General features: G+C 45.8%; 24 protein-coding genes, 1 tRNA gene and 1 riboswitch. Of the genes, 8 read left to right on the top strand and 17 right to left on the bottom strand.

Features of this window, described 5'->3' with window-relative positions:
- The first annotated feature begins 474 nt into the window (after positions 1-474).
- The 3 genes from MHB43_RS11310 to MHB43_RS11300 all read left to right on the top strand — a co-directional run bounded on the left by MHB43_RS11310 (position 475) and on the right by MHB43_RS11300 (position 4,596).
- Positions 475-2,238 carry a DEAD/DEAH box helicase gene (locus tag MHB43_RS11310; protein ID WP_405131977.1) on the top strand — a complete coding sequence of 588 codons (1,764 nt, stop codon included), beginning with the start codon at positions 475-477 and terminating at the stop codon, positions 2,236-2,238.
- A 3-nt stretch (positions 2,239-2,241) separates the two neighbouring features.
- Positions 2,242-3,435, top strand: a complete 1,194-nt coding sequence (locus MHB43_RS11305) for a YqhG family protein (protein WP_237176048.1) — start codon at positions 2,242-2,244, stop codon at positions 3,433-3,435.
- A 153-nt stretch (positions 3,436-3,588) separates the two neighbouring features.
- On the top strand, positions 3,589-4,596 hold the full coding sequence (locus MHB43_RS11300; protein WP_405131976.1) for a hypothetical protein: 1,008 nt from the start codon (positions 3,589-3,591) through the stop codon (positions 4,594-4,596).
- A 120-nt stretch (positions 4,597-4,716) separates the two neighbouring features.
- On the opposite strand, the gene MHB43_RS11295 is transcribed toward MHB43_RS11300, so the two are convergent.
- Positions 4,717-4,935 (bottom strand): YqzE family protein, encoded by a 219-nt coding sequence (locus tag MHB43_RS11295; protein ID WP_076209003.1) that lies wholly within the window; start codon positions 4,933-4,935, stop codon positions 4,717-4,719.
- Positions 4,936-5,130: 195 nt separating this feature from the next.
- On the opposite strand from MHB43_RS11295, the gene MHB43_RS11290 reads away from it, so the two are divergent.
- Positions 5,131-5,874, top strand: a complete 744-nt coding sequence (locus tag MHB43_RS11290; RefSeq protein WP_405131975.1) for an N-acetylmuramoyl-L-alanine amidase — start codon at positions 5,131-5,133, stop codon at positions 5,872-5,874.
- Here the strand turns inward: MHB43_RS11290 and MHB43_RS11285 are convergent.
- Positions 5,849-6,643 carry a divergent polysaccharide deacetylase family protein gene (locus MHB43_RS11285; RefSeq protein ID WP_405132416.1) on the bottom strand — a complete coding sequence of 265 codons (795 nt, stop codon included), beginning with the start codon at positions 6,641-6,643 and terminating at the stop codon, positions 5,849-5,851. The two genes, MHB43_RS11290 and MHB43_RS11285, sit on opposite strands and share 26 nt — an antisense overlap.
- A gap of 454 nt (positions 6,644-7,097) precedes the next feature.
- On the opposite strand from MHB43_RS11285, the gene MHB43_RS11280 reads away from it, so the two are divergent.
- Positions 7,098-8,792, top strand: a complete 1,695-nt coding sequence (locus tag MHB43_RS11280) for a carbohydrate-binding protein (protein WP_405131974.1) — start codon at positions 7,098-7,100, stop codon at positions 8,790-8,792.
- Positions 8,793-8,937: 145 nt separating this feature from the next.
- On the opposite strand, the gene MHB43_RS11275 is transcribed toward MHB43_RS11280, so the two are convergent.
- Both MHB43_RS11275 and pelA read right to left on the bottom strand, forming a co-directional pair.
- Positions 8,938-9,022: transfer RNA gene (locus MHB43_RS11275), tRNA-Leu, on the bottom strand.
- A gap of 178 nt (positions 9,023-9,200) precedes the next feature.
- A complete protein-coding gene (pelA, locus tag MHB43_RS11270) occupies positions 9,201-10,163 on the bottom strand; it encodes a pectate lyase (RefSeq protein ID WP_313771489.1) in 963 nt (320 codons plus the stop codon).
- Positions 10,164-10,581: 418 nt separating this feature from the next.
- A riboswitch (cyclic di-AMP (ydaO/yuaA leader) is annotated at positions 10,582-10,713 on the top strand.
- A 5-nt stretch (positions 10,714-10,718) separates the two neighbouring features.
- On the opposite strand from pelA, the gene MHB43_RS11265 reads away from it, so the two are divergent.
- The gene (locus tag MHB43_RS11265) at positions 10,719-11,183 is read left to right on the top strand and encodes a C40 family peptidase (RefSeq protein ID WP_036609611.1); all 465 of its coding nucleotides are present in this window, start codon (positions 10,719-10,721) and stop codon (positions 11,181-11,183) included.
- Positions 11,184-11,256: 73 nt separating this feature from the next.
- On the opposite strand, the gene MHB43_RS11260 is transcribed toward MHB43_RS11265, so the two are convergent.
- The 4 genes from MHB43_RS11260 to MHB43_RS11245 all read right to left on the bottom strand — a co-directional run bounded on the left by MHB43_RS11260 (position 11,257) and on the right by MHB43_RS11245 (position 13,074).
- Positions 11,257-11,586, bottom strand: coding sequence for a carboxymuconolactone decarboxylase family protein (locus MHB43_RS11260; protein ID WP_017689352.1), 330 nt, complete (start codon positions 11,584-11,586; stop codon positions 11,257-11,259).
- A gap of 141 nt (positions 11,587-11,727) precedes the next feature.
- The gene (locus tag MHB43_RS11255; protein WP_036609613.1) at positions 11,728-11,946 is read right to left on the bottom strand and encodes a hypothetical protein; all 219 of its coding nucleotides are present in this window, start codon (positions 11,944-11,946) and stop codon (positions 11,728-11,730) included.
- A gap of 119 nt (positions 11,947-12,065) precedes the next feature.
- A complete protein-coding gene (locus tag MHB43_RS11250; protein ID WP_074094470.1) occupies positions 12,066-12,395 on the bottom strand; it encodes a hypothetical protein in 330 nt (109 codons plus the stop codon).
- Between the two features lie 97 nt (positions 12,396-12,492).
- Positions 12,493-13,074, bottom strand: coding sequence for a xanthine phosphoribosyltransferase (locus MHB43_RS11245; RefSeq protein WP_036609617.1), 582 nt, complete (start codon positions 13,072-13,074; stop codon positions 12,493-12,495).
- 204 nt (positions 13,075-13,278) lie between these two features.
- Here MHB43_RS11245 and MHB43_RS11240 point away from each other — a divergent pair, with 204 nt between their 5' ends.
- Positions 13,279-14,334, top strand: a complete 1,056-nt coding sequence (locus MHB43_RS11240) for a hypothetical protein (RefSeq protein WP_221823389.1) — start codon at positions 13,279-13,281, stop codon at positions 14,332-14,334.
- Positions 14,335-14,469: 135 nt separating this feature from the next.
- On the opposite strand, the gene MHB43_RS11235 is transcribed toward MHB43_RS11240, so the two are convergent.
- From MHB43_RS11235 to MHB43_RS11210, 6 genes are all read right to left on the bottom strand, one after another.
- Positions 14,470-15,600 carry a glycosyltransferase family 4 protein gene (locus tag MHB43_RS11235; RefSeq protein WP_405131973.1) on the bottom strand — a complete coding sequence of 377 codons (1,131 nt, stop codon included), beginning with the start codon at positions 15,598-15,600 and terminating at the stop codon, positions 14,470-14,472.
- 179 nt (positions 15,601-15,779) lie between these two features.
- Positions 15,780-16,328, bottom strand: a complete 549-nt coding sequence (locus MHB43_RS11230) for a GNAT family N-acetyltransferase (protein ID WP_339308665.1) — start codon at positions 16,326-16,328, stop codon at positions 15,780-15,782.
- Positions 16,329-16,435: 107 nt separating this feature from the next.
- Positions 16,436-17,476 (bottom strand): hypothetical protein, encoded by a 1,041-nt coding sequence (locus MHB43_RS11225; RefSeq protein ID WP_339307792.1) that lies wholly within the window; start codon positions 17,474-17,476, stop codon positions 16,436-16,438.
- Between the two features lie 96 nt (positions 17,477-17,572).
- Entirely contained in the window at positions 17,573-18,376 is an 804-nt protein-coding gene (locus tag MHB43_RS11220) for a Cof-type HAD-IIB family hydrolase (protein WP_339308663.1), read from the bottom strand.
- 267 nt (positions 18,377-18,643) lie between these two features.
- Positions 18,644-19,390 (bottom strand): pseudouridine synthase, encoded by a 747-nt coding sequence (locus tag MHB43_RS11215; protein WP_405131972.1) that lies wholly within the window; start codon positions 19,388-19,390, stop codon positions 18,644-18,646.
- Complete coding sequence (locus MHB43_RS11210) at positions 19,387-21,084, bottom strand: RsmB/NOP family class I SAM-dependent RNA methyltransferase (RefSeq protein WP_221823382.1); 1,698 nt, start codon at positions 21,082-21,084, stop codon at positions 19,387-19,389. Before MHB43_RS11210 ends, MHB43_RS11215 begins: the two co-directional genes overlap by 4 nt.
- 221 nt (positions 21,085-21,305) lie before the next feature.
- On the opposite strand from MHB43_RS11210, the gene MHB43_RS11205 reads away from it, so the two are divergent.
- Positions 21,306-21,854, top strand: a complete 549-nt coding sequence (locus MHB43_RS11205) for a thioredoxin family protein (RefSeq protein ID WP_047842389.1) — start codon at positions 21,306-21,308, stop codon at positions 21,852-21,854.
- Positions 21,855-22,070: 216 nt separating this feature from the next.
- Here the strand turns inward: MHB43_RS11205 and MHB43_RS11200 are convergent, their stop codons facing one another.
- The 3 genes from MHB43_RS11200 to MHB43_RS11190 all read right to left on the bottom strand — a co-directional run bounded on the left by MHB43_RS11200 (position 22,071) and on the right by MHB43_RS11190 (position 24,587).
- On the bottom strand, positions 22,071-22,553 hold the full coding sequence (locus tag MHB43_RS11200) for a DUF309 domain-containing protein (RefSeq protein ID WP_221823379.1): 483 nt from the start codon (positions 22,551-22,553) through the stop codon (positions 22,071-22,073).
- Positions 22,540-23,355, bottom strand: coding sequence for a GTP pyrophosphokinase family protein (locus MHB43_RS11195; protein ID WP_036609636.1), 816 nt, complete (start codon positions 23,353-23,355; stop codon positions 22,540-22,542). Before MHB43_RS11195 ends, MHB43_RS11200 begins: the two co-directional genes overlap by 14 nt.
- Positions 23,356-23,489: 134 nt before the next feature.
- Positions 23,490-24,587, bottom strand: coding sequence for a quinone-dependent dihydroorotate dehydrogenase (locus MHB43_RS11190; protein ID WP_221823377.1), 1,098 nt, complete (start codon positions 24,585-24,587; stop codon positions 23,490-23,492).
- Between the last annotated feature and the right edge of the window lie 213 nt (positions 24,588-24,800).

Genomic DNA, 24,800 nt, shown 5'->3' with positions numbered 1-24,800 from the left:
ATGATAAAACACCACATATAGTGATATAAAACCAGTATATTACACCATATATTGATTTTCCATAAGACTTTTATCACAGACTTTATTTTATAGACTCCCCTGCTCGGACAAATTTCTTCACACACCCTCATACGCATGAATACGATATCTGTGAATTTTTTTGGGACAGAAAAAACATGTGCCTTTACTAAATTTCTGGGTTCAATATAAGTTAAACTAATCATTTGCACGTCAACGGAGAGGACAGAAAAAACCTGAAAAAGCGAAGCGTTCGCCTTTATCCCCGGATTTCCCCCTCCAGAAAAGGGAATCAAAGAAATCTGGGGATAACAGCGATTGGAAGGTTGTTCTGTCATCGTAGTGTTCGTGCAAATAAACTGTAGTTCAACTTATATAGTTATGAACTGACTCTCATTCGTCCATACTATTACCTACGAATAAAACGTCATCACGTATGGCAGGGGAGGAAACACCATGAACCGGAAAAACCCGCACCACACGAATCAACCTGTAGCCGAACTGCCCGTTCCGTTAGAATTTGATCGGAGCTGGATCAGTCAGTTGGAATCACGACTGGATAAAGGAGGTCCTTGGGGGGATTATCGACTCTTCCAACTGGGCATTCAAGCCGAAGAAACCAATCTGATTCCCAATTTTGACGAGATCCAGTGTTTGAAGCATCTACAAGGCCTTACTCCACTTCCTCATCAGATGGACACTGCACGCAGAGTATTATTTGAAATGTCAGGCCGTGCCATTCTCGCCGATGAGGTGGGTCTTGGCAAAACCATTGAAGCCGGTCTCATTCTGAAAGAATATATGGTTCGAGGTCTCGTATCCAAGGTACTCATTCTCGTGCCAGCGTCTCTTGTGCTGCAATGGGTACGGGAGTTGAATTCGAAATTTGGCATCCCTGCTATTGCCCAGAAAAAGGCCTATTCCTGGCAGAATGAAGTAGTTGTTGCTTCCATGGATACAGCCAAACGTGACCCGCATAAAGATATGCTGCTGAATACCGATTACGACATGATTATTATTGACGAGGCTCATAAGCTCAAAAACAAAAAAACAACCAACTATCAATTCATGCTGAAATTGCGCAAAAAGTATTGCCTTCTGCTCACAGCTACACCTGTGCAGAACGATATGAGTGAATTGTTCAATCTGATCAACCTGTTGAAGCCCGGTCAACTGGGTCGTCAGGGTGACTTTGCGGCCAACTTTGTTGTAGACAAACGGGTTCCGAAAAATCAGGAACAGCTTAAGAACGAGTTATCCAAAGTCATGATTCGTAACCGCCGCGGCGAAGGCCCCGTTCAATTTACCAAACGGAACGTCTCCAACGTGAATCTGCAATTATCGCCCGAAGAACAAGCGCTTTATGATGGTGTGACTTCCTTTGTCAAAGACCAGTACCAGGAAGCTGGCGGCAATCTGAGCAGCATGCTCTCCCTTGTTACATTGCAGCGTGAAGTGTGCAGCAGTCGGGATGCTGTATTCGTGACGCTCGTTAATATGTCGAAGAAACTTCCGCTGGACTCTCCCCTTCGGGACAAGATTTGGGAACTCGTTGCCCATATTAAAGCGATCAAGGAAAATACCAAAGCCGAGAAAACAATGGAACTGATTCGGAACATGAATGAAAAAGTAATTATCTTCACCGAATACCGGGCCACGCAGGAGTATCTGCTAAACTATTTCCGCAACAACGGGCTTACGGCTGTACCTTATCGGGGTGGCATGAATCGTGGCAAAAAAGACTGGATGATGGATCTCTTCCGCGGGCGTGTGCAGGCCATGATTGCAACCGAAGCGGGTGGTGAAGGCATCAATTTGCAATTTTGCCATCATATGATCAACTTTGATCTGCCTTGGAACCCTATGCGGGTAGAGCAGCGGATCGGCCGGGTACACCGGCTTGGGCAGCAAAATGACGTGAACATCTTCAATTTATCTACGACTGGAACCATTGAGGAACATATTCTGAGTCTGCTGCATGAGAAGATCAATATGTTTGAAATGGTGATCGGCGGGCTGGATGTCATTCTCGAACGGCTGGAGAAAAAGGAGTCTATTGAGAAAAGTTTGTACAAAATCATATTGGAATCACAAACTGATGAAGATATTCGCAGTAAAATGGACTCACTTGGACAATCGCTGAACTCCATTCAACGTGAGGTTGCCGATGAAGGCCCTGCCGTATCCGGGTTGTTAGATCTTCGCAAAGGAGGAAGCTAACTCATGACCATGTCTCCCCATGAAGTGCAGGCATATGTTCTCACCTATCTGGAAGCACTCGATTGTCAGATCATGGAACGTTCCCCTGCACATGTTACAGTCAAACTCTCGCCTGAGGCGGACAAAGCGTTGACCAATCGCCCCTATTATTGGGGATTCGTGGAACGAACCGGAGCACCCGCTGAGACGATGTCCTTTACATTTATATTTGATCCTGACAGTTATCAGCAGGCCATTGAAGCAGCAGAAGCCAAAGCTGCGCAAGCATCACCTCCTGTTGTGCCTAACCCTGCTGAAACGAATGGCATAACCAACGGTGGTCCTCAAGGCGAGCCACCAAAAGAAACTATTCTAGGCCGTTACTTCGGTATTACGCCATCACTGCCACAGCTGGGGCCAGGACGAATATTACGTGAAGAAGTGGTGTACGGCAGTCGCAGACTCCAGCAGATTTTCGGCGCTGCCCGTGAAGGCGGTGCCTTCGTGAACCTGTTCGAACAGGCTGCCAAACGGCAATTGCGGGCTACAGCGCCAGCCGTATATGAGCCTTGGCTTGGTGTTTGTTTCAAGGTGGAATTCGCCTGTGATTTGAAACGGGAGGAATTGCATTTTCTCGGCATCTCCCTTCGCTCGGGTGAAATTATAGAAAAATTCGGCACCAAGCTAAACCGACGTGACCTCAGTCCGAGACTTGCGGAGAACATGCATGTGCAGACAGCCAAAGTTTCGATATTTGATGCCGGAGCTGCTTTGGAATCTCATTTGACGAACCGCTTGCTGGAACTCGATTATAGCTGGGCCGAGAAAGCCCAAGAGCGGCTTGATCTGGAGCTGGACGTGTTGGACACCTACTATGAAGCGGTACTCCGAGAAGATACGCCTGAGGTAGAATCATCAGGTAAGATAACCTCAGACACGGAGAATGTCCATTCTAACCGCACGCCACCTGTAAAACTGAAAAAAGTTCTGGATATAACTAACGCTAAACCCATTGAAGCAGATGTAGAACTGGCGGCAGAAGTCGCAGTACCGATCGACTCCGAGGCAGATGCCGAAGAAGAGAAAACAAAACAGGCGGTAATAGATCGTGAAGCTATGAAATTGCAGTATGAGACACGCCGTACCGAGATGATCTGGCAATATGAACCCAAAGTGAAAGTGACTGCCATTAGCAGCGGCATGTTTCACTTAAGATAGACGAAGACACTACTTTTCCTGCAAATGCTGGCAAAAGTAGTGTTTATTCATGATCGGCTGCCCGACAGGTTGCGGCAACCTTTGCATAGCCTGTCCCCTAGAATGAAACTAGGACCCGCTCAGGTAACGGATAAATGAAAAGTAGGTGTAAATTTGAAACGATTCTTTCATACGTGTTGGAACAACGCTCGGAAAACAACCTGTATAACCTTGGGCTTGCTCAGTTGTCTTGCCCTATTCTCTTTTTGGTCGATAGCCAATGCAGAGGAACAAGAAACGTCTTCACTATCCCCTGCATCACCAACAGAGTATAGTCCCAAACATCTTGCCGTTGAGAATGACAGATTAGCTCCCGCTGCTGTACGACGGTTTGCAGAGCAACAAACTGTTGCACTTGGCTCAGTTGATACCGAAGCGCATTGGAAGAACGCCGACCTGGACTTCTACCCTCTGGGTCCGGGTACACATAGCTGGCTCGTTCAAGCTGAGTTTGAAGGCAAACCGATCGGATATATGATTATTACAGCCACAGAGCAGGGTCAGATGATGCTTAGTGAATATGGTCATGGAGAACAGTCACCATACAACAATGAACTTCTTGGACAAGCCTTGGATCGGCAACATGTTAACCTTGAGGCATTACTTGCTGGCGGAGGAGAGCTTCATCTTGGTTATACTCTTCCCCTGCTGGCTTATTGGAAAGTGGAACAACCTAACCATCCTGCACTTTATATTGATGCTACGAACGGAGATTTACTACCGTCAGAGTTCCTGAACCTGCTGGAGGCTGATTCCAAACAGACCTCTGTCAGCATAACTGATTTATCCACAACACCATCTTCATCAGTCGACCCACTTCATCTCCGACCCGTCTTTAATCCGACTGACAATCTGTTGTGGATTACCTCCAAGCCTGTTGATGCCGACCGGGCAAAAGATGTGATACAACACGGGGAGAATCAAGAGATTGTTTTCTCAGCGGGTGATCGTAACGTTGTATATGGCGGTCCTCTACCTGTTAGCGGTTATCAGCTGTGGCATACTGATCAGGAAGCAGAGTCTATTCTATATGTAGCGCTAGGTGGAAAATCATCCATTCAACGATTTGTCCCTTTGAGCACATTGCAGCAAGATGGCCATTTTTACATCGTAAATCCTTGATCATCAGCAAATTCTTAAGATACAGTCAGATAACCTGTAAAACAACAAATAAGACGCCTTCCCATTATATTAAGGGATTGCGTCTTTTGGTTTTACATTAGTGAAATAGGTAAGCTATGGTCACCCTTCGCCCGAAGAACTTCGTTTATGAGACTTTGTATCGAATTCTTTTTCCTTTTTCCCCACCCACAGGGATACAGCGAAAGGGATCATACCAAACCACTTCATCGCCCACGGCTCTTTCCTTTTGGTGCGCCCTTTCCGCTCATCCTTCGGTGTATCGATATAATGAACAACACGCTGCGTAATGTATTTTACCAACTCATCACTTTTGGCCATAATTCTGCCTCCTTCGCTCCTGCACATTTGCGGAGCTTACGATAGTTCTATTGTGTGCAGGATGTGGACTGGTTAAACATTTTTTTATTGAAAGAAGTATGAAAACCCTCAGAATGCACAGTCTAATGCCAAAGGTATCCATCGAGTCATTAATCTGAAATTTGATACCTATTCCATGAAGGAGTGTGTATTCCCATGTATAAGCTGCTGACCGCTTCGGTAGCCTTGCTAATCAGCTTCCATTGCCTTCTCATGCTGCCCCATGTGGCTTATGGAAAAGCAGCCCTGTCCCAGAACAGTCCATCCATGCTGCCAGTGACCGATGGAGATGCATATCGCTCAAGTCATCATGCCTTTGCAGCACCAGTTATCCTGCTCGATGTAGGCCATGGCGGTATTGACGGAGGTACGTCAGCCCAAGGTGTGTTGGAAAAAGATATCAACCTGGCCATTAGCCAAAAGGTCTATCTGCTGCTTCGCAGCAAAGGTTATGCCGTTATCATCAATCGACTTGGTGATTATGCACTTAGTGATGAGAACCGCTGGCTGAACAACCGCTCCCGTCATACCAGAGATCTTGCCCAACGTAAAAGCCTTAGCGAAGAAGTAAGTACAGATATCGTGGTCAGCATTCATGCGAACTGGAGTCCCCGATCGAATGTACACGGCCCGGTGGTACTACACCAGAAGGAAGGCAGGAGTTATTTGCTGGCCCAATCCATTCAGGATGCCATGAACAAGTTGTACGGAACGGAGCACAGGATCGTATGGGGCAAGCCCTTTTATTTATTGAATTACGTGAAACAACCTGCCGTTATCGTCGAAACCGGATTTTTGAGCAATGCGACAGATCGAGTCAGAATGAGTGATCCCGCTGAGCAAAAACGAATCGCCCAGTCCATTGCCAATGGCATTATTTATTATCTGTCGGTAGTGTAGGAGCAGAATGCCATTGCCACACATCTCGAACCAGATCACCGATTCCCACAAATTGAACCTGATTTTGCAGACGGGAGACGGATTCACGAATGACTGCGGATGTGTTCATCCCCGAATGACCGACATGACCAATGACAACACAGATATTCTTATCGATCGCACGCTGTGCAGCCAGATCCAGTTGTTTGCGAATGTGTTGCTTGGAGTTTTGATCATCCAGGAAAATGTCATTACCTACAGGTGGCATATTTTTGGATACAGCCAGTTCCCCCACTACGGAGCGAAAGTTCGTACGGCTGTCTACAAAGAAGAGGCCCCGCTCATTGCATACATCGAGCACAATGGACATGATGCGTTTGTCCGAAGTAATTTTGGAACCCATATGATTGTTCATGCCAATGGCGTGGGGCACATCATCAATCGCTTTCTCCACGCGTGAGCGGACTTCTTCATCTGTTAGATTGGATGTGATTGCACCCGGGCCCAGCCATTCAGGTCGTCCTTTCTTGGGTTCCATGGGCATGTGCACAATCACATCCATCCCCTTTTCATGTGCAGCTATCGCATCTTTCTTCGTTGTTGGCAAAAAAGGCATGACCGCTACCGTTAATTTAACTGGCATCGCCAGGATCTCTGCCGTACCCCTCATGTCATTACCAACATCATCGATGATAATCGCTAACCGTTTGTCATTCGATGGGGACTCTGAAGCTGCCGCTGTAGGCCCTCCTGCCGATATGCCTGCGTAAAACACAATCAAAAATGCCATGATACCTGCAATGAATCGATAATTCTTTCTCTGTTCATTCATCATGATTCCCTCCCCGTAACTTCTGTGATCTCATTGTTTGATAATGAAGGGAGGATTATGTAAGCCAAAGCCTTCCTTAATAACAATATCCCCGCCATTGGAGACCTCTATCTCAAACGAAGATCCCCATCATTCCTATTTTCTTCTTTGCATTCAGACAAAAACTGTCATTGAACAGTTAGAGAATAGAGATTAATTAGAAAAAATACTGTAATTTGTCAGGTTTTCAGTTTAGGAATTATTTAGTAGAATCAACAAATGAAAGAGGTTATGTGCTGCATTTCTTTCCTATGATTTATGGAAGGAGGTTTTGAAAGGGTTTACATAAAATAAATGCCAGACAATCCGCTATTCTTGTTTGTTATCCCTGGTCGCGGTTTCTCTATGTAACCATTTACTATTATCGAGGAGGATGAAAGTAGTGAAATTCAAACTAAAAAAGACGATTAATGTTCTTTTGGCCTGTTTAACAGCTCTGCCTTTGATGTTAACCCCGACAAATGTGTCAGCAGCCAGCGATGCCAACATTAATTTGTCCTCGGAAAAACAGCTAATCAAGGGCTTTGGAGGCATTAACCTTCCTGCCTGGATTGGTGATCTGACTCCCGCTCAACGTGAAACTGCTTTTGGTAATGATCAGAATCAGTTAGGCTTCTCCATTCTCAGGATTTACGTCGATCCAGATTCTAATAACTGGTACCGTGAAGTTGCCACAGCCAAACGGGCTATCGAAAAGGGTGCTATCGTATTTGCATCCCCATGGAATCCTCCAAGCAGCATGGTTGAAACGTTCAACCACAATGGAGACACAAATGCCAAACGCCTGAAATACGACAAATATGCCGCCTATGCGCAACATCTGAACGACTTTGTAACCTACATGAAAAATAACGGCGTAGATTTATATTCCATTTCTGTGCAAAATGAACCGGATTATGCTCATGACTGGACCTGGTGGACTCCACAAGAGATCCTTCGATTCATGAAAGAAAATGCCGGGTCCATTCAAGGTACCAAAGTCATGGCGCCTGAATCCTTCCAGTACTTAAAGAACATATCAGACCCAATCCTGAATGATCCGCAGGCGCTTGCCAACATGGACATTCTGGGAGCGCATACGTATGGAACACAGATTTCGAATTTTGCCTACCCTCTCTTTAAGCAAAAAGGAGCCGGTAAAGAACTGTGGATGACTGAGGTGTATGTTCCGAACAGTGATAACAACTCAGCAGACCGCTGGCCTGAAGCATTAGACGTTTCCTATCACATGCACAATGCCATGGTAGAAGGTGATTTCCAGGCCTATGTGTGGTGGTACATCCGCAGACAGTATGGTCCGATGAAAGAGGACGGTACCATAAGCAAACGCGGGTATAATATGGCTCATTTCTCTAAATTCGTTCGTCCAGGCTACCTGCGAGTCGATGCAACGAAAAATCCGGATACGAACACATTTGTCTCAGCCTATAAAGGTGATAACAAAGTCGTCGTTGTGGCAATTAACCGTGGAACTTCAGCCACAAGCCAAAAATTCGTTCTGCAGAATGGTAATGCCTCCACTGTGTCCTCATGGATTACAGACAGCGGTCGAAACTTGGCAAGCGGAACCCCGCTTACTGTATCCAATGGAGCCTTCACGGCACAGCTCCCACCTCAGAGCGTAACAACGTTTGTTGCCAACGTTACTGGCGGTAATAGCGGCGGGAATACAGGCAGTGGCACTACGTATGAAGCAGAGACCGGAACCTCACTTACGGAAGCTGCCATTGAAACAATCTACCCCGGTTACACTGGCTCCGGGTATGTTAACTTCAATGCGATGACTGGTTCGGCCATTCAATGGAACGGCATTAATAACACTACAACAAGTACCAAAAACGTAAAGTTTCGTTATGCGCTGGAAAGCGGCACTCGGAACCTCGACATTTTTGTGAACGGAACCAAAGTCATCAGCAACGAGCCCTTTCCAGCTACGGGAAGCTGGTCCACTTGGGTTGAAAAAACAATACAGGTCCCCATGAACACGGGGACCAATACATTGAAAGTGGTTACCACTGGATCGGAAGGACCGAATATTGATAGCGTTAATGTTACCGCAGCACAATAAACGTTCCGTATGGCTGATGGAAGACATTTGCTGAACGTGCAGCTAAGCACTAACCTCTTGGATACTCGAGTCTAAAGTTAGTGTTATATCAAAAAATGCAAAAAAATACTCCTTAAGCGTTAGCTTAAGGAGTATTTTTATTAGATGCGGTCGAGAGGACTCGAACCTCCACGGGGGGTTAGCCCACACGGACCTGAACCGTGCGCGTCTGCCAATTCCGCCACGACCGCATATTGTATCTCCGTGATCAATATCGGCGACAAGAAATAATATATCATGTGGAATCTATCATGTCAACAATGAAAATAATTACAATAAAGCCCGAATCGAAACAGACGTCCATTTCGATTCGGGCTTTACCTTTAACTGCTAATAGTTTGGTTCATTATAACGGAAACATAATACAAATTACAGCTTGGAAGGCCAGTTACCGTACCAAGCATAACCGCCTCTTCTTTCTTTATCAATATCACTTAGTTTGTATTTAACGACCCCGTCACGACCAATAAAGATCGGTTTATCCGTTCCCACTTCGTAGAAACGAGCCCAGATCGGTGCAGCTTTGGAATCAGCGATAATTTTGCTGTCTCCGTTTGCTCTTTCATACTTGTAACCCGTAATCTTCACTTTGTTAAACCATGCTTCAGCTCCCTTAATGGATGCCGTAATTTTAGCGGTAGCAGGTCTGGTTTTCAGGAATTTAACAATCGTTACACTCTCTCCAGCCGTCAGTGATGGTACTTCATAGATTCTTGCGCTTGCCGGTTTAAGAGAACTGGAATCATGTTGTTGTCCCCATGCTGTCAGCTTACCGCCTGAAACAACCTGTGTATTCAGAATTGCATCTACACCTTTGGCAACTGAGTTTTTACTGCGGTTAGCAAGAGTGCTGTCGATAAACGAGAAATCACCTTTACGTGTCGCTACTTCATCCAACATGATCATTACATTAATCATGGCATCATCATTGTAAGTGATGTGCTTGTGATATCCGGAGCTTTGGTAAACTTGTGGCCATCCGCCGTTTGAATACTGCATGTTGATCAAAAAGTTAATTCCTTTGATTGCAGCTGTGGAGTAACGCGGATCATTCGTCTTTTTAAATTCCTTCGCCAATCTTCTAATTTCTGAGTATGTAGCCTTGTTGTCGATCGTGGACTTCGCCCACTCTCCACTTGTCTGTTTATAATCTTTTCTCCAACCTCCATCCGGCAGCTGGTTCTTCAAAATATCAGAAATACTCGCTGTAGTACCCGATGCATCCGCAGCAGATACCGTCCCTACAGGGAGAACTGCCATTCCAACTGCCGAGAACACCATCGTGCATGCCAGGACAAAAGTAATTATTTTCTTCGCTTTCAAATGTAACACTCTCCTATGTTCGTTTTTATAAATCTTCCACTTTTACTTACCTATGATACGCGTCCCCAAACCTCCTTTATTTGTATTTATCACATAATAAAATCAATTTTAATCCAATATGTGGATTGGATAATCAGATAATATGCAAAAAATCGATTTTTGTCAATATATGCAACTTAATGAATATAATCTCTCTAATTCTACATAACGGGATAGTTCTTTTAACTCATGACAAACCTATTTATTTATCCAAATTCGTCTTAAACGAATCAATAATGACGTTTTTGTCATGAATGATACCCAAACTTGATCCCTTCTTTCATATAAAAACCTTAATTCCGCTAACATTGAGGTATTACGAAGGGTTTTAAATAGGTTTGACAATTACGCATTTATGCAATATAGTTTCAAATAGTTACAAAAACTTAATTATTCATTGCCGAGTTTCATGTTTGAAAACGGGGGAACCAATTTGGGTGAATTATTCTTATACATAGGAAATATAGGGAACCTTCTACCGAACCCTTAGCTAACTCCGTAGGCATCGAAGGGAGAACATTGATTTTGAAAAAACTGATTATCTCCATTTTTGGAGCAGCTGTATTATTTACATCCGGGGCAACAAGCACAGAGGCAAGCAGTATCAACTCCGTAGTGAACAACATGACAGGTATACCTTACAAATGGGGTGGCACAACTGTAGCCGGCTTCGACTGTTCTGGTTTTATGAGATATCTTTTCAACAAATACAGCATTGAATTGCCACGTACTTCTCAGCAGCAAGCCAAAGCAGGTACGCCTGTATCCAAGAGCAATGTTCGGACAGGTGATCTGGTGTTCTTTAATACAACAGGCAAAGGCATTTCACATACAGGTGTATATATCGGCGGCGGACAATTCGCTCATGCCTCCAGCAGTAAAGGTGTAAGCATCACAAAGTTATCGAATCCATACTTTAATGACCGCTATGTAACAGCACGTCGGGTAACTGGACAGTTTATGTATGATAAAATGTTGGGTAAAATGTAATTCACATACAAAAAGGCATCGGTTATTAACCGGATGCCTTTTTTGTACTTAAAAATGTATGTTGCATTACTTACTAATGCAGCGCCTTCTGCACTCGCATCGCACCCTGAGACAGTGCATGTCCTCCTCCAACAGCTCCGGCCACCGCAACGGTCTCCATAATCTCCTGATCTGTTGCACCCTTAGCACGGGCTTCTTCTACATGGTAGAAGGTACATACCTCATTGTTGGCAAACAATCCAATCCCAAGCGCAATTAGCTGTTTTGTCTTCGCATCAATCACGCCAGGTTGGAAACATTCTCCGGTAAACTCATGATATGACTTCACCACACCTGGCAGTACATCGCTTAATGCTCCAATCTGATCCTTGTAGGCATGAACTTTATCATTCATCAATGTCATCGCTTGTAGCACACCCTCTCGGCTATAGTTACAGATCTTCCTCACTGTACCTATCTTCTCTCCCGAATGAGTCAATTATGCCAAGAAATCATGGTAATTCCAAACATTTAACGCTCATGGCTCTGCCATAATTATAAGCTGTTACTCACTAAGTGGACTCTGGCGCGGCTCGCTGAACAGCTGATAGCTGTAACCTCGGTCCAGCTTAACGACACGTCGATTCTGACGACGGATAAGTACCTGCTCGCCATCCCAGGCAACCACAATCCCCTTCACGTCGTTCGATTCCAGCTCGTCCCGTACTACTCTAACTTTCTCACCTGACAGACGCAGAGCGTCCAATTCTGTATCACTAATCATCTTCATGGCTCCTATATTTCAAATTTATTTACAAAAAGAGACCTAAATGAAAAGTCATTTAGGTCTCACGTGACTGTATTGGACTGTCATGTCATTCGAAATTATGTCCCGACTGAAAGTTACCGCTGCGCGTGCTCTTTGCTGTCGTTCTTCTCAAACCAAAAATCAAGCACTTTGGCGGACATCACACGTTCTTCAAGGTACTCCACTTGATGCGGTGTAAATTGTTCTTTCCAAGAGAAGGACAACTCTTCGCACAAGCCTACAATCGTCAGTAATTCTGACCAGGCAACATAGCGTTTGTACCAGAAAAATTGAGGATGTTCAATCATATAGGGATAAAGGTCATCGAATTCCGTATGTTTACAATCCAGGGCACGTTCAAAATGAACTTTCGATTCCGCCAGCTTATCATTAAAAAATTGTTCTGTTGCCAGTTGGTTCCCCATGGTGTTGCCTCCTCTCCCTAACATAACCCCATTATAAATGAAATCCGCGGTCATGCAAAGGCATAGTTCAAAAAATAGGCCCTATTCCTTTAAAATGTCACATTTCGTTATCGTCAAATTGTACCGTACCATCGTTCAGGGAACGAATGCGTACCAAGGCTTCCACCGGAATACCCTGTTCACGAATTGTGCGTGCTCCTGCCTGGAAACTTTTCTCGACCACAACGCCGAATCCAACGAGTTCCGCACCGGAACGCTCGATAATTTTGATGACGCCACGAGCGGCATCTCCATTGGCAATAATATCATCAATGAACAAAATGCGGTCATTCTCATGAATGAACTCGCGGGATACCATAATATCAGTTACAATTCCTTTGGTAAAGGACGGTACACGTTCACAGTAAGCATCAGGATCAGCCAGAAGTGTTTTTTTGCGACGGGCGAATACAAGGGGCACCCCAAGTTCATAAGCTGCGGCAAACGCAACCGGAATGCCTGAGGATTCTACCGTGATTACACGAGTTACTCCACTTTCACGAAAACGGGCAGCAAACTCACGTCCCATCTCCATCGTTAATGCAGGATCAATCTGGTGGTTCAACAGACCATCCAGCTTTAAAACTTGATCCGAGATAACCACACCTTCTTGTAAAATTCGTTGTTTCAATAATTCCATGATTTGACCTCCCAAGCCTATCCTATGAGGTAAAAGTATCATATATCTATCTATAAGTTCAAGCGAAATTGCCTGGGCGCTGTCCTTGAGACACAATTCAAGCCAAAGCTCATTATCGATTGTCATGACTTTCGTGGGTCAAGCATACCTTGTACCATGGTACCCGCATGTCCAAACTATACAGGGGCCTGAGAGGGGAAACACATGAAACAGGCATTTCGGGTGCTGCAGATCGCATTTACATACATCGGAACGGTTGTTGGAGCTGGCTTCGCTACAGGGCAGGAAATTTTGCAGTTTTTTACCCAGTATGGCAAATGGGCCACCGTCACCATAGGCTTATCCACCATGCTCTTTGTCTGGTTAGGTACCAAAATGATGCTGATCGCTCACGATACCGGTTCCCGCTCTTATGAGGATCTGAACAAACATTTATTCGGCCACAAGGCGGGCAAATGGATCACCTGGGTGACCCTTCTCATTCTCATTGGCGTGAACAGTGTCATGCTTGCCGGAGCAGGTTCCGTTTTTGTTGAACATCTGGGTTTGCATTATCAGACAGGTCTGATCGTCACACTTGTAGGGTCATATCTGCTTCTCGGTCGAGGCATTCAGGCCATCCTACAAATGAATAGCATTGTCGTGCCCATGATGCTCCTGTTATCTCTGCTCATGATCACCAGTACCATCCATCATCCAGGTGCTTCCCGATTCATCACACTGACGACAGATTCAAACCCTATTCAAGTGTGGCTGTCTCCACTGTTGTATACTTCATTCAATCTGGTGTTGGCTCAAGCTGTTCTTGTGCCTGTAGGTAACCAGATTCGTAGTCGGAATGTGCTGAAGTGGGGTGGAGTATTGGGTGGAATTGGCGTAGGTTTCATGCTGATGGCAGCTCATTTTGCCATGTCAGCCCAAATGCCCGGCATCATTCAATTCGAAATCCCGATGGGCAGCATTGCCTTTCAACTTGGATGGGCAGTGCAATCTGTATATGTATCCCTTATTTTCATGGAAATATTCAGTACCTTTGTAGCCGATATCTATGGAATGACCTTGCAACTCAGCCAACATATACGTGTCCATCCCCGTTTCATTACATTAACCATTATGATGTTGTGTTACTCACTCAGTCAGTTTGGATTCAGTTCCCTGCTGTCCATCCTTTACCCCATCTTTGGAAGTATGGCATTAATCTGGGCTGCCAAATTGGTACTGAACCGCTGGGGCGCCTTTCGTAGACGCAACAATATATAAATCTCACGGTCCATGTACTTCATGAATATGAGCATCTGTTTGCCTCATAACCACAAGTCATCGCAGGTACTCTTTCCTTAAACATGACAAAAAGCCGCTGTTTATCACAGCGGCTCGCACTTTTTGCTCTACGTTTTAAGCTTTGCTAGGAAACTGTAGATACATCTTTTTTAACTCATTGACCGATCTGCCAAGCGAGTAATGTGTTTTGGCTTTTTCACACGCCGAACGGGCAAGTTCATAACGATAAGCCGGGTCCAGCATCACTTTTTCAAGCGCTTCAGCTAATGCAGAAGGATCTTCTGCCGGTACAAGCAACCCATTGCTACCGTTCTCGATCTGTTCAGGTATTCCACCTACATCCGTACCCACAAGGGCAAGACAACTCAGCGCCGCTTCAGCGAAGACAGAACCAAATGCTTCTGCCCGTGAAGGAAGTACAAAAATATCAAAGAATGGCATGAATTCCTCAGGGTGCAGTGTATAACCATAGAAAATGGTCTCATTATAGATCCCTAATCGTTGCGCCAATTCTTCCAGATCAGGACGAATCGGTCCATCTCCAATAATATGTAACACATAATCATGACCTCGGCCCTTCAGTTCCGCACAAGCTTTGAAAAGAATATCCAACCCTTTTGCCGGAACAAGCCGACATACCGTGACCAGTTGTGGTATCGCATTATCATGAGGAATCGGCTTAAACCGCTTCTCATCAAATCCATTGGGAATCACACCGATGACATCAGGTTCCTTCACGTAGGGAACCAGATAACGACGGAACGAATCCGACACCGTTAAGAGGCGCTCTGCCTGGTGTTCGAGCTCACCATATATCGCAAGCAGGAATCGATGCTCCGGTCCATCCGTTTCAATGCGTCCATTAAGGATTAATTCTCGTTCATAACTGGAGTGTATCGTCTGAATGAGGGGTGTATCCGGGAAAACCGTTTTCATCGCAAGTCCTGCAATTGGGTGGTGGGCATGGATCAGATCATAGGGCTTCTGAATACGCAGTTTGGTCCACCATAGATAATCACGATAAGTTTGAATATATTTTTGGACAACAGGACTATCCTGATACTCCGTCCAATCAAACGTTTCGAACTGAACTTCCTCTCTGCCCTTATTGCGAATTCGCTTTGGCAACGAGAATAGATCCATTTCCCACCTCGGGGTTGTAAATCTCTCTTGCATATACGGAATCATAGAGGATACACCTCCGGGCTGCTCCGGAGGAAAGAAAAGCGCCTGCAGCAATCTCACCGTTAGTTTCCCCCTTTCTAACTTACGTACTGCTCTACTATCCATTATGACATAGGGAAGCCGGAACATCTATATTACGATAACTCGTATATACAACATATTCATGAAACGTTCCCCTCAGAAGTAAAAGCTTTACCACTCGCGCTTGTCGTCAACATATTCATTGGATAACCAGAATCTCAGCTCCGTAGCTCCACGGGCTTCTCATATGTACTGTAACCATCGGTCTCTCCCAAAAAAGTATACCCGTTCCGCGTGTAAAAGGCGTTCAACGTAGCATTGCTCGCTCCGCAATCTAACCGAACAGTATGTTTGCCTTCAAAATGTATGCCGCTGCTGGACCATTGCAAAATGGACCGTCCGAGACCGCTCTGAGCATATTTTCTTCGAATCGCTAGCCGATGCAGATAAATTGCACCATCCTCGGCATGAGCTTTTGAACCCCAAAGATGAATATCCCAAGGGCTTGGCTGAACCAAAAGGATGACCATCCCCGCTACGTCCGCTCCTTTTTTAAATACAAACACATCCCCACGCCGGATTGCCCCTGCCGTATCATGTGAATCTTCACCTTTAAGCAAAGCGTTCCATTGGGAAGAACCTTGGCTCTGTAACCACTCGGCTGTCTCCACCAGCAGCGACATCACATCCTCCGTATCTTCCGGCTTCGCCTGAACCGCTTGAAAACCATCGTTAATATATTCGCTACTGATCCTGAATGAGTGCATCATTGTTCTCCTTCCGCTTCCTGATCTCTGTTAAACTAATGGTACTATACCGGGAAATGAATTTTTCGTCAAAATGAGAATTAAAAAAGGTAAAAGGCGGTTGCCCTTTACCCATCTATTCTGGCTTCATCGATAATCTGATTTCGATACAACATCGTCAGGTGCAAGGTATCAAACTCCATTTCCTTGTCCAACTCCTGCATCAACACTTCGACCAGGCTCTTTCGCTGAATGCTGGTACCAGGAACCTCGTAATCAATGTATCCCGTCAGATCGGAATGAGAAGTATCTATTGTTGCTGTTCCCACAGGCAATCCACCTCGTTCCTGAAGAAAAAGCTCATATACCCGGAACTCCCGATCCTTACGCTTCAGCATGACATAACATGTTTCTTCAGCAGCTTCCAGCTCATCCAGATCCGATTCATCGGTATCCTCAAAATCCTCGGAGAAATCGCGATGTACCCACTCTAACGTCTCGAGTTCGTTGCCCTGATGCCACATGCGGATCGTAATCGTATCGATGATATCTTCATCCAGCTCTCTGACCAGCAACTCTGCCGCAGCTTCCAATTGATTCTCTTCCGGCTCGTCATACCAGTGTATTTCACCTTGTACATCAGCGCCATATTGTTTTAAGGAAGCTTCTGCAAGTTCCTGCCCTTCGACATCATTGAAAATATACGTCGATATGCTGCGTCCTGCGCTTACCATTTCCATCTCCAGAACCTGATCCCGATCTTCATATGTAAACGATTCGGCTTGTGAAACAGGGATTACCTTACTTCCACTGCTGTCTATATCGTCATAACTGCCTTCGTCATGATTCATATCTTCAGACGGCCACACGGTCTCTGACTCAGGCTTATGCAGAACCGAGTGTAATGAACCACAACTAACCAGCACTTCATAATAAGCAGCTTCCAACGCATCTGCAAGAGATCGGACATAGGCATGCACTTTTTCCACGATACGTTCCTCTGTACCATCTGGCAGAGACTCCTGCTCGATCTGAAGACTACCTGATAAACGATCTCCTTCTCTGTACACAAGGAAAAGTGAGCCTGCATATTGTCCATTGTCCATCACGTCCTGTACTTCTCCACCTGATGTCCGCAGGTCTGCAACCAATTCCACATCATAATTCATCACATGTCCTCCTTCATTCCTAACGTTATTCTCTTAGGATGCCCCTAAAGACGGTAGATTATGAGGGAAGCGTGCATTTCAAAAATAAGATGTAGGTTAGATGGATAACACATATTTTTGGATTGCGTGTGCCACACCCTGCTCGTTATTGGAGAGTGTAACCTCGTCCGCAGCAGCTTTCACCTCGTCCGGTGAGTTATCCATGGCAATGCCTTTGCCCGCAAAGGTCAGCATCGTAATATCATTGAAGTAGTTACCAATCGCCATAATCTCCGAAGGCATGATTCCCTTCGATTCGGCAAGCCTTTTCAGCGCAGCGCCTTTGGACGCTTCGGGATGCATCAGATCAATAAAAAAGTCACCACTCCGTGTCATATAATAAGGCAGATTCCAAGTTGACCATTCCTGAAGTACTGCATCCATCTGTTCAATCGGACCAAATGCAGTGAATTTCGCCAGCGGTTCTGTCATGTCAACCCACTTGGGTAACTTCAGTGGCTCTGCCATAAAGTTGTAATACATCTCGCGCACCTGCAAACCCAAACCTTCCGGTTGATCCACATACAGACCAAATGCTGTATTGATGTCAAAATGTACTCCATTGGTTCGGCAGTAGGATATGATTGGCTCCAGTCCTTGTCCATCTAATGCAAAATGATGAACCACCTCACGGGTATCGACTTGCGCGGTAACGGCGCCATTATGCGTAATCACATATCCATCCAGTCCCATCTGCTCCATAAAAGGAATCGTGTTGGCCGGACCTCTACCCGAACACAGGACAATCTCCGCTCCCTGACGGGAAGCTTTGATCAAGGTCTCCTGAGTCCATTCGGTAAGTTCATGATGATCATTCAGCAGTGTTCCATCTACATCTAGTGCAATTAATTTATAAGTCATTCTGGCTTCATCCTCATCTGTTAGTAGTCGCACCCACCCAAACCCTCCCTTCCGAGGGAGGGCCCCAGAGGGCTCTGCCCTCTGGACTCCCGTCCTGCTCACCGGTGTTAGGTCGGGTCTTGCTATGTCACGGTTGTCGTAGGAACACTTGTTGCCGGGCACACCGCTGGTCAGCGGCGGTCCCGCCCAAGCTTAACCGGGACCAATACGGGCAGGGCTTCGCTTTCTGCCCGACTCCCTGCTCCGCTTCGCGAAGGACGGGAGCTTTTACTTCCGCAGAAGGCTCAACTCGTCTGCGGTTAGTTCACGATAGCTTCCAATAGTAAGATCGGAAGCTAGTTCCAGCTCACCCATGGCAACGCGTTTCAGATAGATCACACGCTTGCCTACCGCCTGAAACATACGTTTCACCTGGTGAAACTTCCCTTCGTGAATAATAAGCGAGATCGACGAGATCGTGCCTTCTTCCGTTTCTTCCTGACCAAGTATAGTCAGTTCGGCCGGCAGCGTCTCGTATCCGTCATCCAATTGAATGCCCGCCTTGAAACGTTGTACATCCGCTTCATCCACGTTTCCCAGTACACGGGCTTCATAGGTTTTGGGCACATGCTTGCGTGGAGATAACAGATCATGGGCAAGTGGACCATCATTCGTGAGAATGAGCAGTCCCTCCGTATCCTTATCCAGTCGTCCCACAGGAAAAGGATTGAACACCCGATCCTCTTTGCGCAGCAAATCCAGTACCGTCTTATCTCTGTTATCCTCGGTAGCAGACACGACACCCGGAGGTTTATGCAGCATGAGATAGATCATCTCCCGATACACAATCCGCTCGCCATCGGCTTCAATGACGTTGACCTCAGGGTTCACCTGTACACCACTGTCTTTCACCGCTTTGCCGTCCACATGGATTCTGCCTTGTTTCACCATCTTTTTGAGTTCACTTCGTGTTCCCACACCCATATGGCTTAATATTTTGTCCAGACGCAGCGTTTGTTTGCCTTTTCCACTCATACCGATGTCCACCTCCACCCTGCCGGATATTCATTCTTCAGTACACCATCCAGCCATTTCCCCCAGCCAGCAGCATAACCTTCTACACATACAAGAACGTACCCTTTGGCAACCGTATCCGCCTTGAGCACCACTCGTTCTTCTTCCATATTTAACGTTTCACCCTTGAGATACCTCACGGCTTCGCCATCAGCGGATGACAGATTTACGCTTCGCCGTGCTTCAGATGCATTCAGAGCACACGCAAGCGGGTGGGACGGAACAAATCGTCCATTCTTGATCGTGCCCATAAACCAGCCTGGACGAATGACTTTCAGTCCCTCCAACCGAGCTGCACCAACCGATGATTGATACACACGATCTCCATAACATACCGTCTCTCCTGTTAACTCAATCTCCAATTGTTCTTTCATAAACTGACTGTAGATCGCAACCGGATCAATACTTGCCGAATCAGCTCCGCGTCCCTGACCCCGTTCCGATTTACGTCCACCGTGATCTTTACCTTTTTTGCCCTGTTTACCCGAATTCTTGCCGCCCCCAGCCTGTCTGTCATGGGACTCTCGGGATTCGATTCGCAACAAACGTTCCTTTTTACGATCAGCCTTGGTCATAGCAATTGAAGAAGCAGCAATAGAGTGATCCTTGTTCCCCTCTACTTCAATCCTGGACACATCCACGACCTGTCCATACTCCATTGCTCCTTCTTTAACTACTCCAGGTTGATCTGTTTCTAATCCTTGTCCTGCACGATGCTCCAATACAGCGACATAATGTCCCTCTCCTTCCAAAAGGTGAGGCCACAATCTTACGGTTCCACGCGTTTGATCCAGTACAGCTTCCGTCTCTTCAGCCTTCTCCGGCATCATCTGACGTACCCATTCCGGACGTCCTGGAGCAAATCCTGTCTCTTCAGGAATGTCCATGACTACGAAATCATGGTTTATATTCAGGAACTCCGCAATCATTGCTTCGTTTTCCTCCGGCGCAAAGGTACATGTCGAATATACGATGGTTCCTCCCGGGGCTAGCAACCGTGCCGCAGTCTCCAAGATATCCCGCTGCATGAGCACACATTTTTCCACCGAATGATGTTCCCACGATTTCACCATGTCTTCATCCTTGCGGAACATGCCTTCACCTGAGCAAGGCGCATCAATTAATACTTTGTCAAAATAATGAGGAAATGCATTTGCGATCCGCTCTGGCGACTCATTCAAAACAACGGCGTTACGCACCCCGTACAATTCCACGTTTTTGGCCAGCGCTTTGGTGCGTTCCGCATGGATATCGTTCGTGACAAGCACGCCCTTGCCTTGCAGCTTTGCTGCAATCTGTGTCGTCTTGCCTCCCGGAGCTGCACACAGATCAAGCACGCGATCTCCAGGTTCCACTTGCAATAATTCAACGGGAGCCATTGCACTTGGTTCCTGTATATAATACAGACCTGCATGATAATAAGGGTGCAGCCCCGGTTTAACACCATGAGGTACATAGAATCCTGTCTCACACCACGGAATAGGTCTTAGATCAAACGGAGCAATCTCATCGAATTGTTCCATCGATATTTTTAGCGTATTCACTCTCAGTCCCGCATGAGGAGACTGTTCATAAGATTTCATAAATTGTTCAAACTCATCGCCCAGCAAACTTTTCATTCGCTCAGCAAATATCAAAGGTAACTTTACACCCATATTCCCACTCATCCTGTCTTGGTAAGATTGCAATATCGTTTTATTTTATCATATCCAAGCTTTGCTTTCCTATCATATCGTATCTATTCCACTACAGCGTGTAATGTAGTATAATGGCAAGTAGATTGATTCCTGAGCAAAAATTCGGGTGTTTATGCATATTATCCCAACCTTTATTTTTGCCCAAACTATATTTCGATATGATCGATGGGGGATGTCCAATGAAATCCAAGAAGAAAAAGAAAAGTGCTGCGATCCTTATATTCCTGGGTATTTTAATCATTATGATTGCAGCACTGGTTGTCGTAGACCAGCAATCCAAGAAACAGATGGATTCAGTGGAAAATGCTTATGGCATCGCTGCTTCCAAGCTTAATCCAGCTACAAGGGAGCTACTTAGTGATCCCAACTATCAACAAATTATTGTTCCCACTGATCTCAAAGCCAAAATCGATAACAAAGACAGCTTTTTTGTTTATTTCTTTGCTTCCGACTGCTCGCACTGCCGTGCCACAACACCTCAGTTGATGCCACTGGTTGACAGTGAAGGTATTGAGCTTCCACAGTTCAATCTGCGTGAATTCGAAGCAGGATGGACTGATTACAATATCGAGTTCACACCTACACTCGTCTATTATGAGGCTGGTGTCGAGAAAGACCGTATGGTTGGCGGACTGCAAGAAAATGGCAGTGACCAAGGCTATACACTGGACGATTACAAACAATTTTTCCAAAAATATAAAGGCAGTGCTGCTCCTTCGGCAAGTTAACTGCTAGTTCCGTTTCCACAATATCTACAATCAGGCCTTGTATCACCGATACTGTTCTGTTGAAGGACAGGCTGTGCCACCATGCAATCATCTGAATATGACGCAACATTCAAAAACACCCCGATCTTTCCCTTTACAGGAATCGTCGGGGTGTTTCATAACCATGGAACTTCATATCCATGGGATGCTCATTTGAATGTTAACGCTGATTACGGTTCAACTTTTACTCTGATCCATCGCCTTCATCTTCTCTTCGTATATTCGCCCTCTGGTAGGACTCCGGCGCTGCGGAATATTAGGTTTTAACTCAAGCGATCTTCTAGATATCTCTTGTTCCAAGACCTCATTAACAATTCGTATGGATAAATCCCTGTAAGTCACAGACTGAACATCTGATTGGGACAGTTGCTTCACGATTTCCTGTACATCCCGTACCAAAGCCCCTAGGTCTATGCCCAGAACCGTAGCAGGATAAGGTTCCAGAAGATCAAGTGAGCTCTGTAACATCATCGTTGCTCCGCGGAGATTGCCATTCCTGAAGTGGTATAAACCAACCGCAACTTGCAACAACCCTTTATAGAGAGAATCCCGGTTACGTTCAAGCCACAATTCTTCCAGCACCTCATGGCACTCGAAATAATCCTGATCACGATTGAAGTAGATTAAGTAGTCAACGTACAGTGGCTCATAGATGCTCATCCGGGTTTTCGCCCTTTCTGGCGTTGTTCAGAAGTTTCTTCACGTCATCCAGCAAGTCTTTGAGCCCTTCCATATCATGCCGTTCCCAGTAATCGTTAAATCGCTTTTGTGCTTCAATTGCTTCACTGACAAGATGGTAGAAGTATAATTGATGAATGATATTCAATGTTCTTGACACGATATTGGAATCATCCTCAAATGCCTTCTGCGCCTCCAAAATCTGTAGACGAATTGCAGACATCTCGTTGTCCAGTATAAACGCCGCCTCAGCCGTTTTTTTCAGCCTGGTTCTCATCTCATCAGGTAACCCTTCCCGAAACTTGTAACTCAGCGAATGTTCAATGGTAGCCCAGAAGTTCATGGCAAGCGTCCGGATCTGTATCTCGGCCAAAACTTTCTTTTGTCCAAGAGCCGTCTGAACGGGATACTCAATAATCATATGGAAGCTGCGATAGCCGCTCTCTTTGAAATTCGTAATGTAATCTTTCTCAATGAGTACCGTGAGATCCTTACGACCTCGAATATACTCGGCAACCCGACGGATATCATCCACGAACTGGCACATAATGCGGATACCTGCAATATCCTCGATGCCTGTTTCCACGTCATCAAGCGACACATTCAGTCGTCTGGATTTCTCCAGAATACTGGATATTTTTTTGACACGACCGGTAACGAATTCAATCGGGGCATACTCTTCCCGTTTTTTCAGCTCCGCCCGCATTGTCTTAAACTTGACTTTTAATTCCTCTACCGCTTGTTCATAAGGAAGTAAAAATGTACCCCAGTCTCTACCGTCCATGCTTATGCCTCCTGTCTCTATAGCGTCCCCTGTTCTATTCCATTATACATGATGTTTGGTGGGGGGAAGAGTCCCGAACCATTTTACGCTCTTCCATGCTTCTATATTTTCCATCCGGGGATCCACATTCCTTCTTAACGATGCTCCGCACCAACCGCTTCAGAGATATGACGATAACCGTCCTTTCGAAGTAACTCACGCAGTCCGGCATGAATACGCCGATTCACCTCAGGTCCTTCGTAGATCAATGCAGTATATATTTCGACCAGACTTGCTCCGGCTTTAATTTTCTCGTATGCATCCTCACTTGTGAAAATGCCACCTGAACCGATGATCGGAAGTTTGCCTTCGGTCTGACGATAGATCTGACGAATAATCTCCGTAGAACGCTCACGCAGAGGTTTACCACTCAGACCGCCAGTTTCCTTTGCATGTTGGTGAGAAAGTCCTGTACGACTAATGGTTGTGTTCGTTGCAATAATGCCAGCAACACCGCTGTCTGCAATTGTGCGCACCATATATTCAAGTTCCTGATCATTCACATCCGGTGCGATCTTCACCAGAACGGATTTGGTCGCTCCACCCGCTCGTACATGCTGCACATTCATCTCGTTCATAACCGCAGCGAGCAGTTCCTTCAATTCATTCCCATGTTGCAGATTACGCAAATCCGGTGTATTTGGTGAACTGATATTAACCACGAACAGATCAGCATAATCGTATAGTGCCTGAATGCACTTCGAATAGTCCAGGTGAGCTTCCTCATTAGACGTTGCTTTATTCTTGCCGATGTTAACAGCCACTGGAATACGCCGATCCTGTAGACGTGCCAATTCACCTGCCATCGCTTCCGCACCAAGATTGTTGAAGCCCATTCGGTTCACCAAAGCCTCATCTGGAGGCAAACGGAACAGCCGTGGTTGATCGTTACCTGGTTGTGCAAGTGGTGTCACGGTTCCCACTTCCATGAATCCAAATCCGATGGAAGAAAAGCCCGTTACGGCCTGTCCGTTTTTGTCCAGACCCGCAGCCAGACCAACAGGTGTAGGGAAATGACACCCAAACATGTCAACAGCCAGATCAGACGTTTCACGAACGCCGTACATCACTCGCAGTCCGGAAGGAACCGGACGGATGCTACCCACGCCACTAAGGCCGCCAATAATCAGATGATGGGCCTGTTCAGGGTCCATTTTGAACAACAAAGGTTTAGCAAGACTTCTGTATAACAAATCACTCACTCCGTTCTGGTCCGGTACGCCAAAAAGCCGTTTTCCGTCTTTTCATATGTAAAAAACACTCTACACACAAGTCTATCTGTTTCTTATTAAAAAGGAAAGTAGTTTGCGCATAGACAGCACAAATCGAATAATACAAAATGCTCACAAGAAATCCACCAGCCCACTGGTAATGACGAGTTGAATTCTTTACAATGAGAGCATGGT

Origin of the sequence: Paenibacillus sp. FSL H8-0317 (assembly GCF_045040685.1) — a bacterium.
GTDB lineage: Bacteria > Bacillota > Bacilli > Paenibacillales > Paenibacillaceae > Paenibacillus.
The sequence above is the reverse complement of the archived record's forward strand: the minus strand, read 5'-3'. Positions and strand labels throughout refer to the sequence as shown.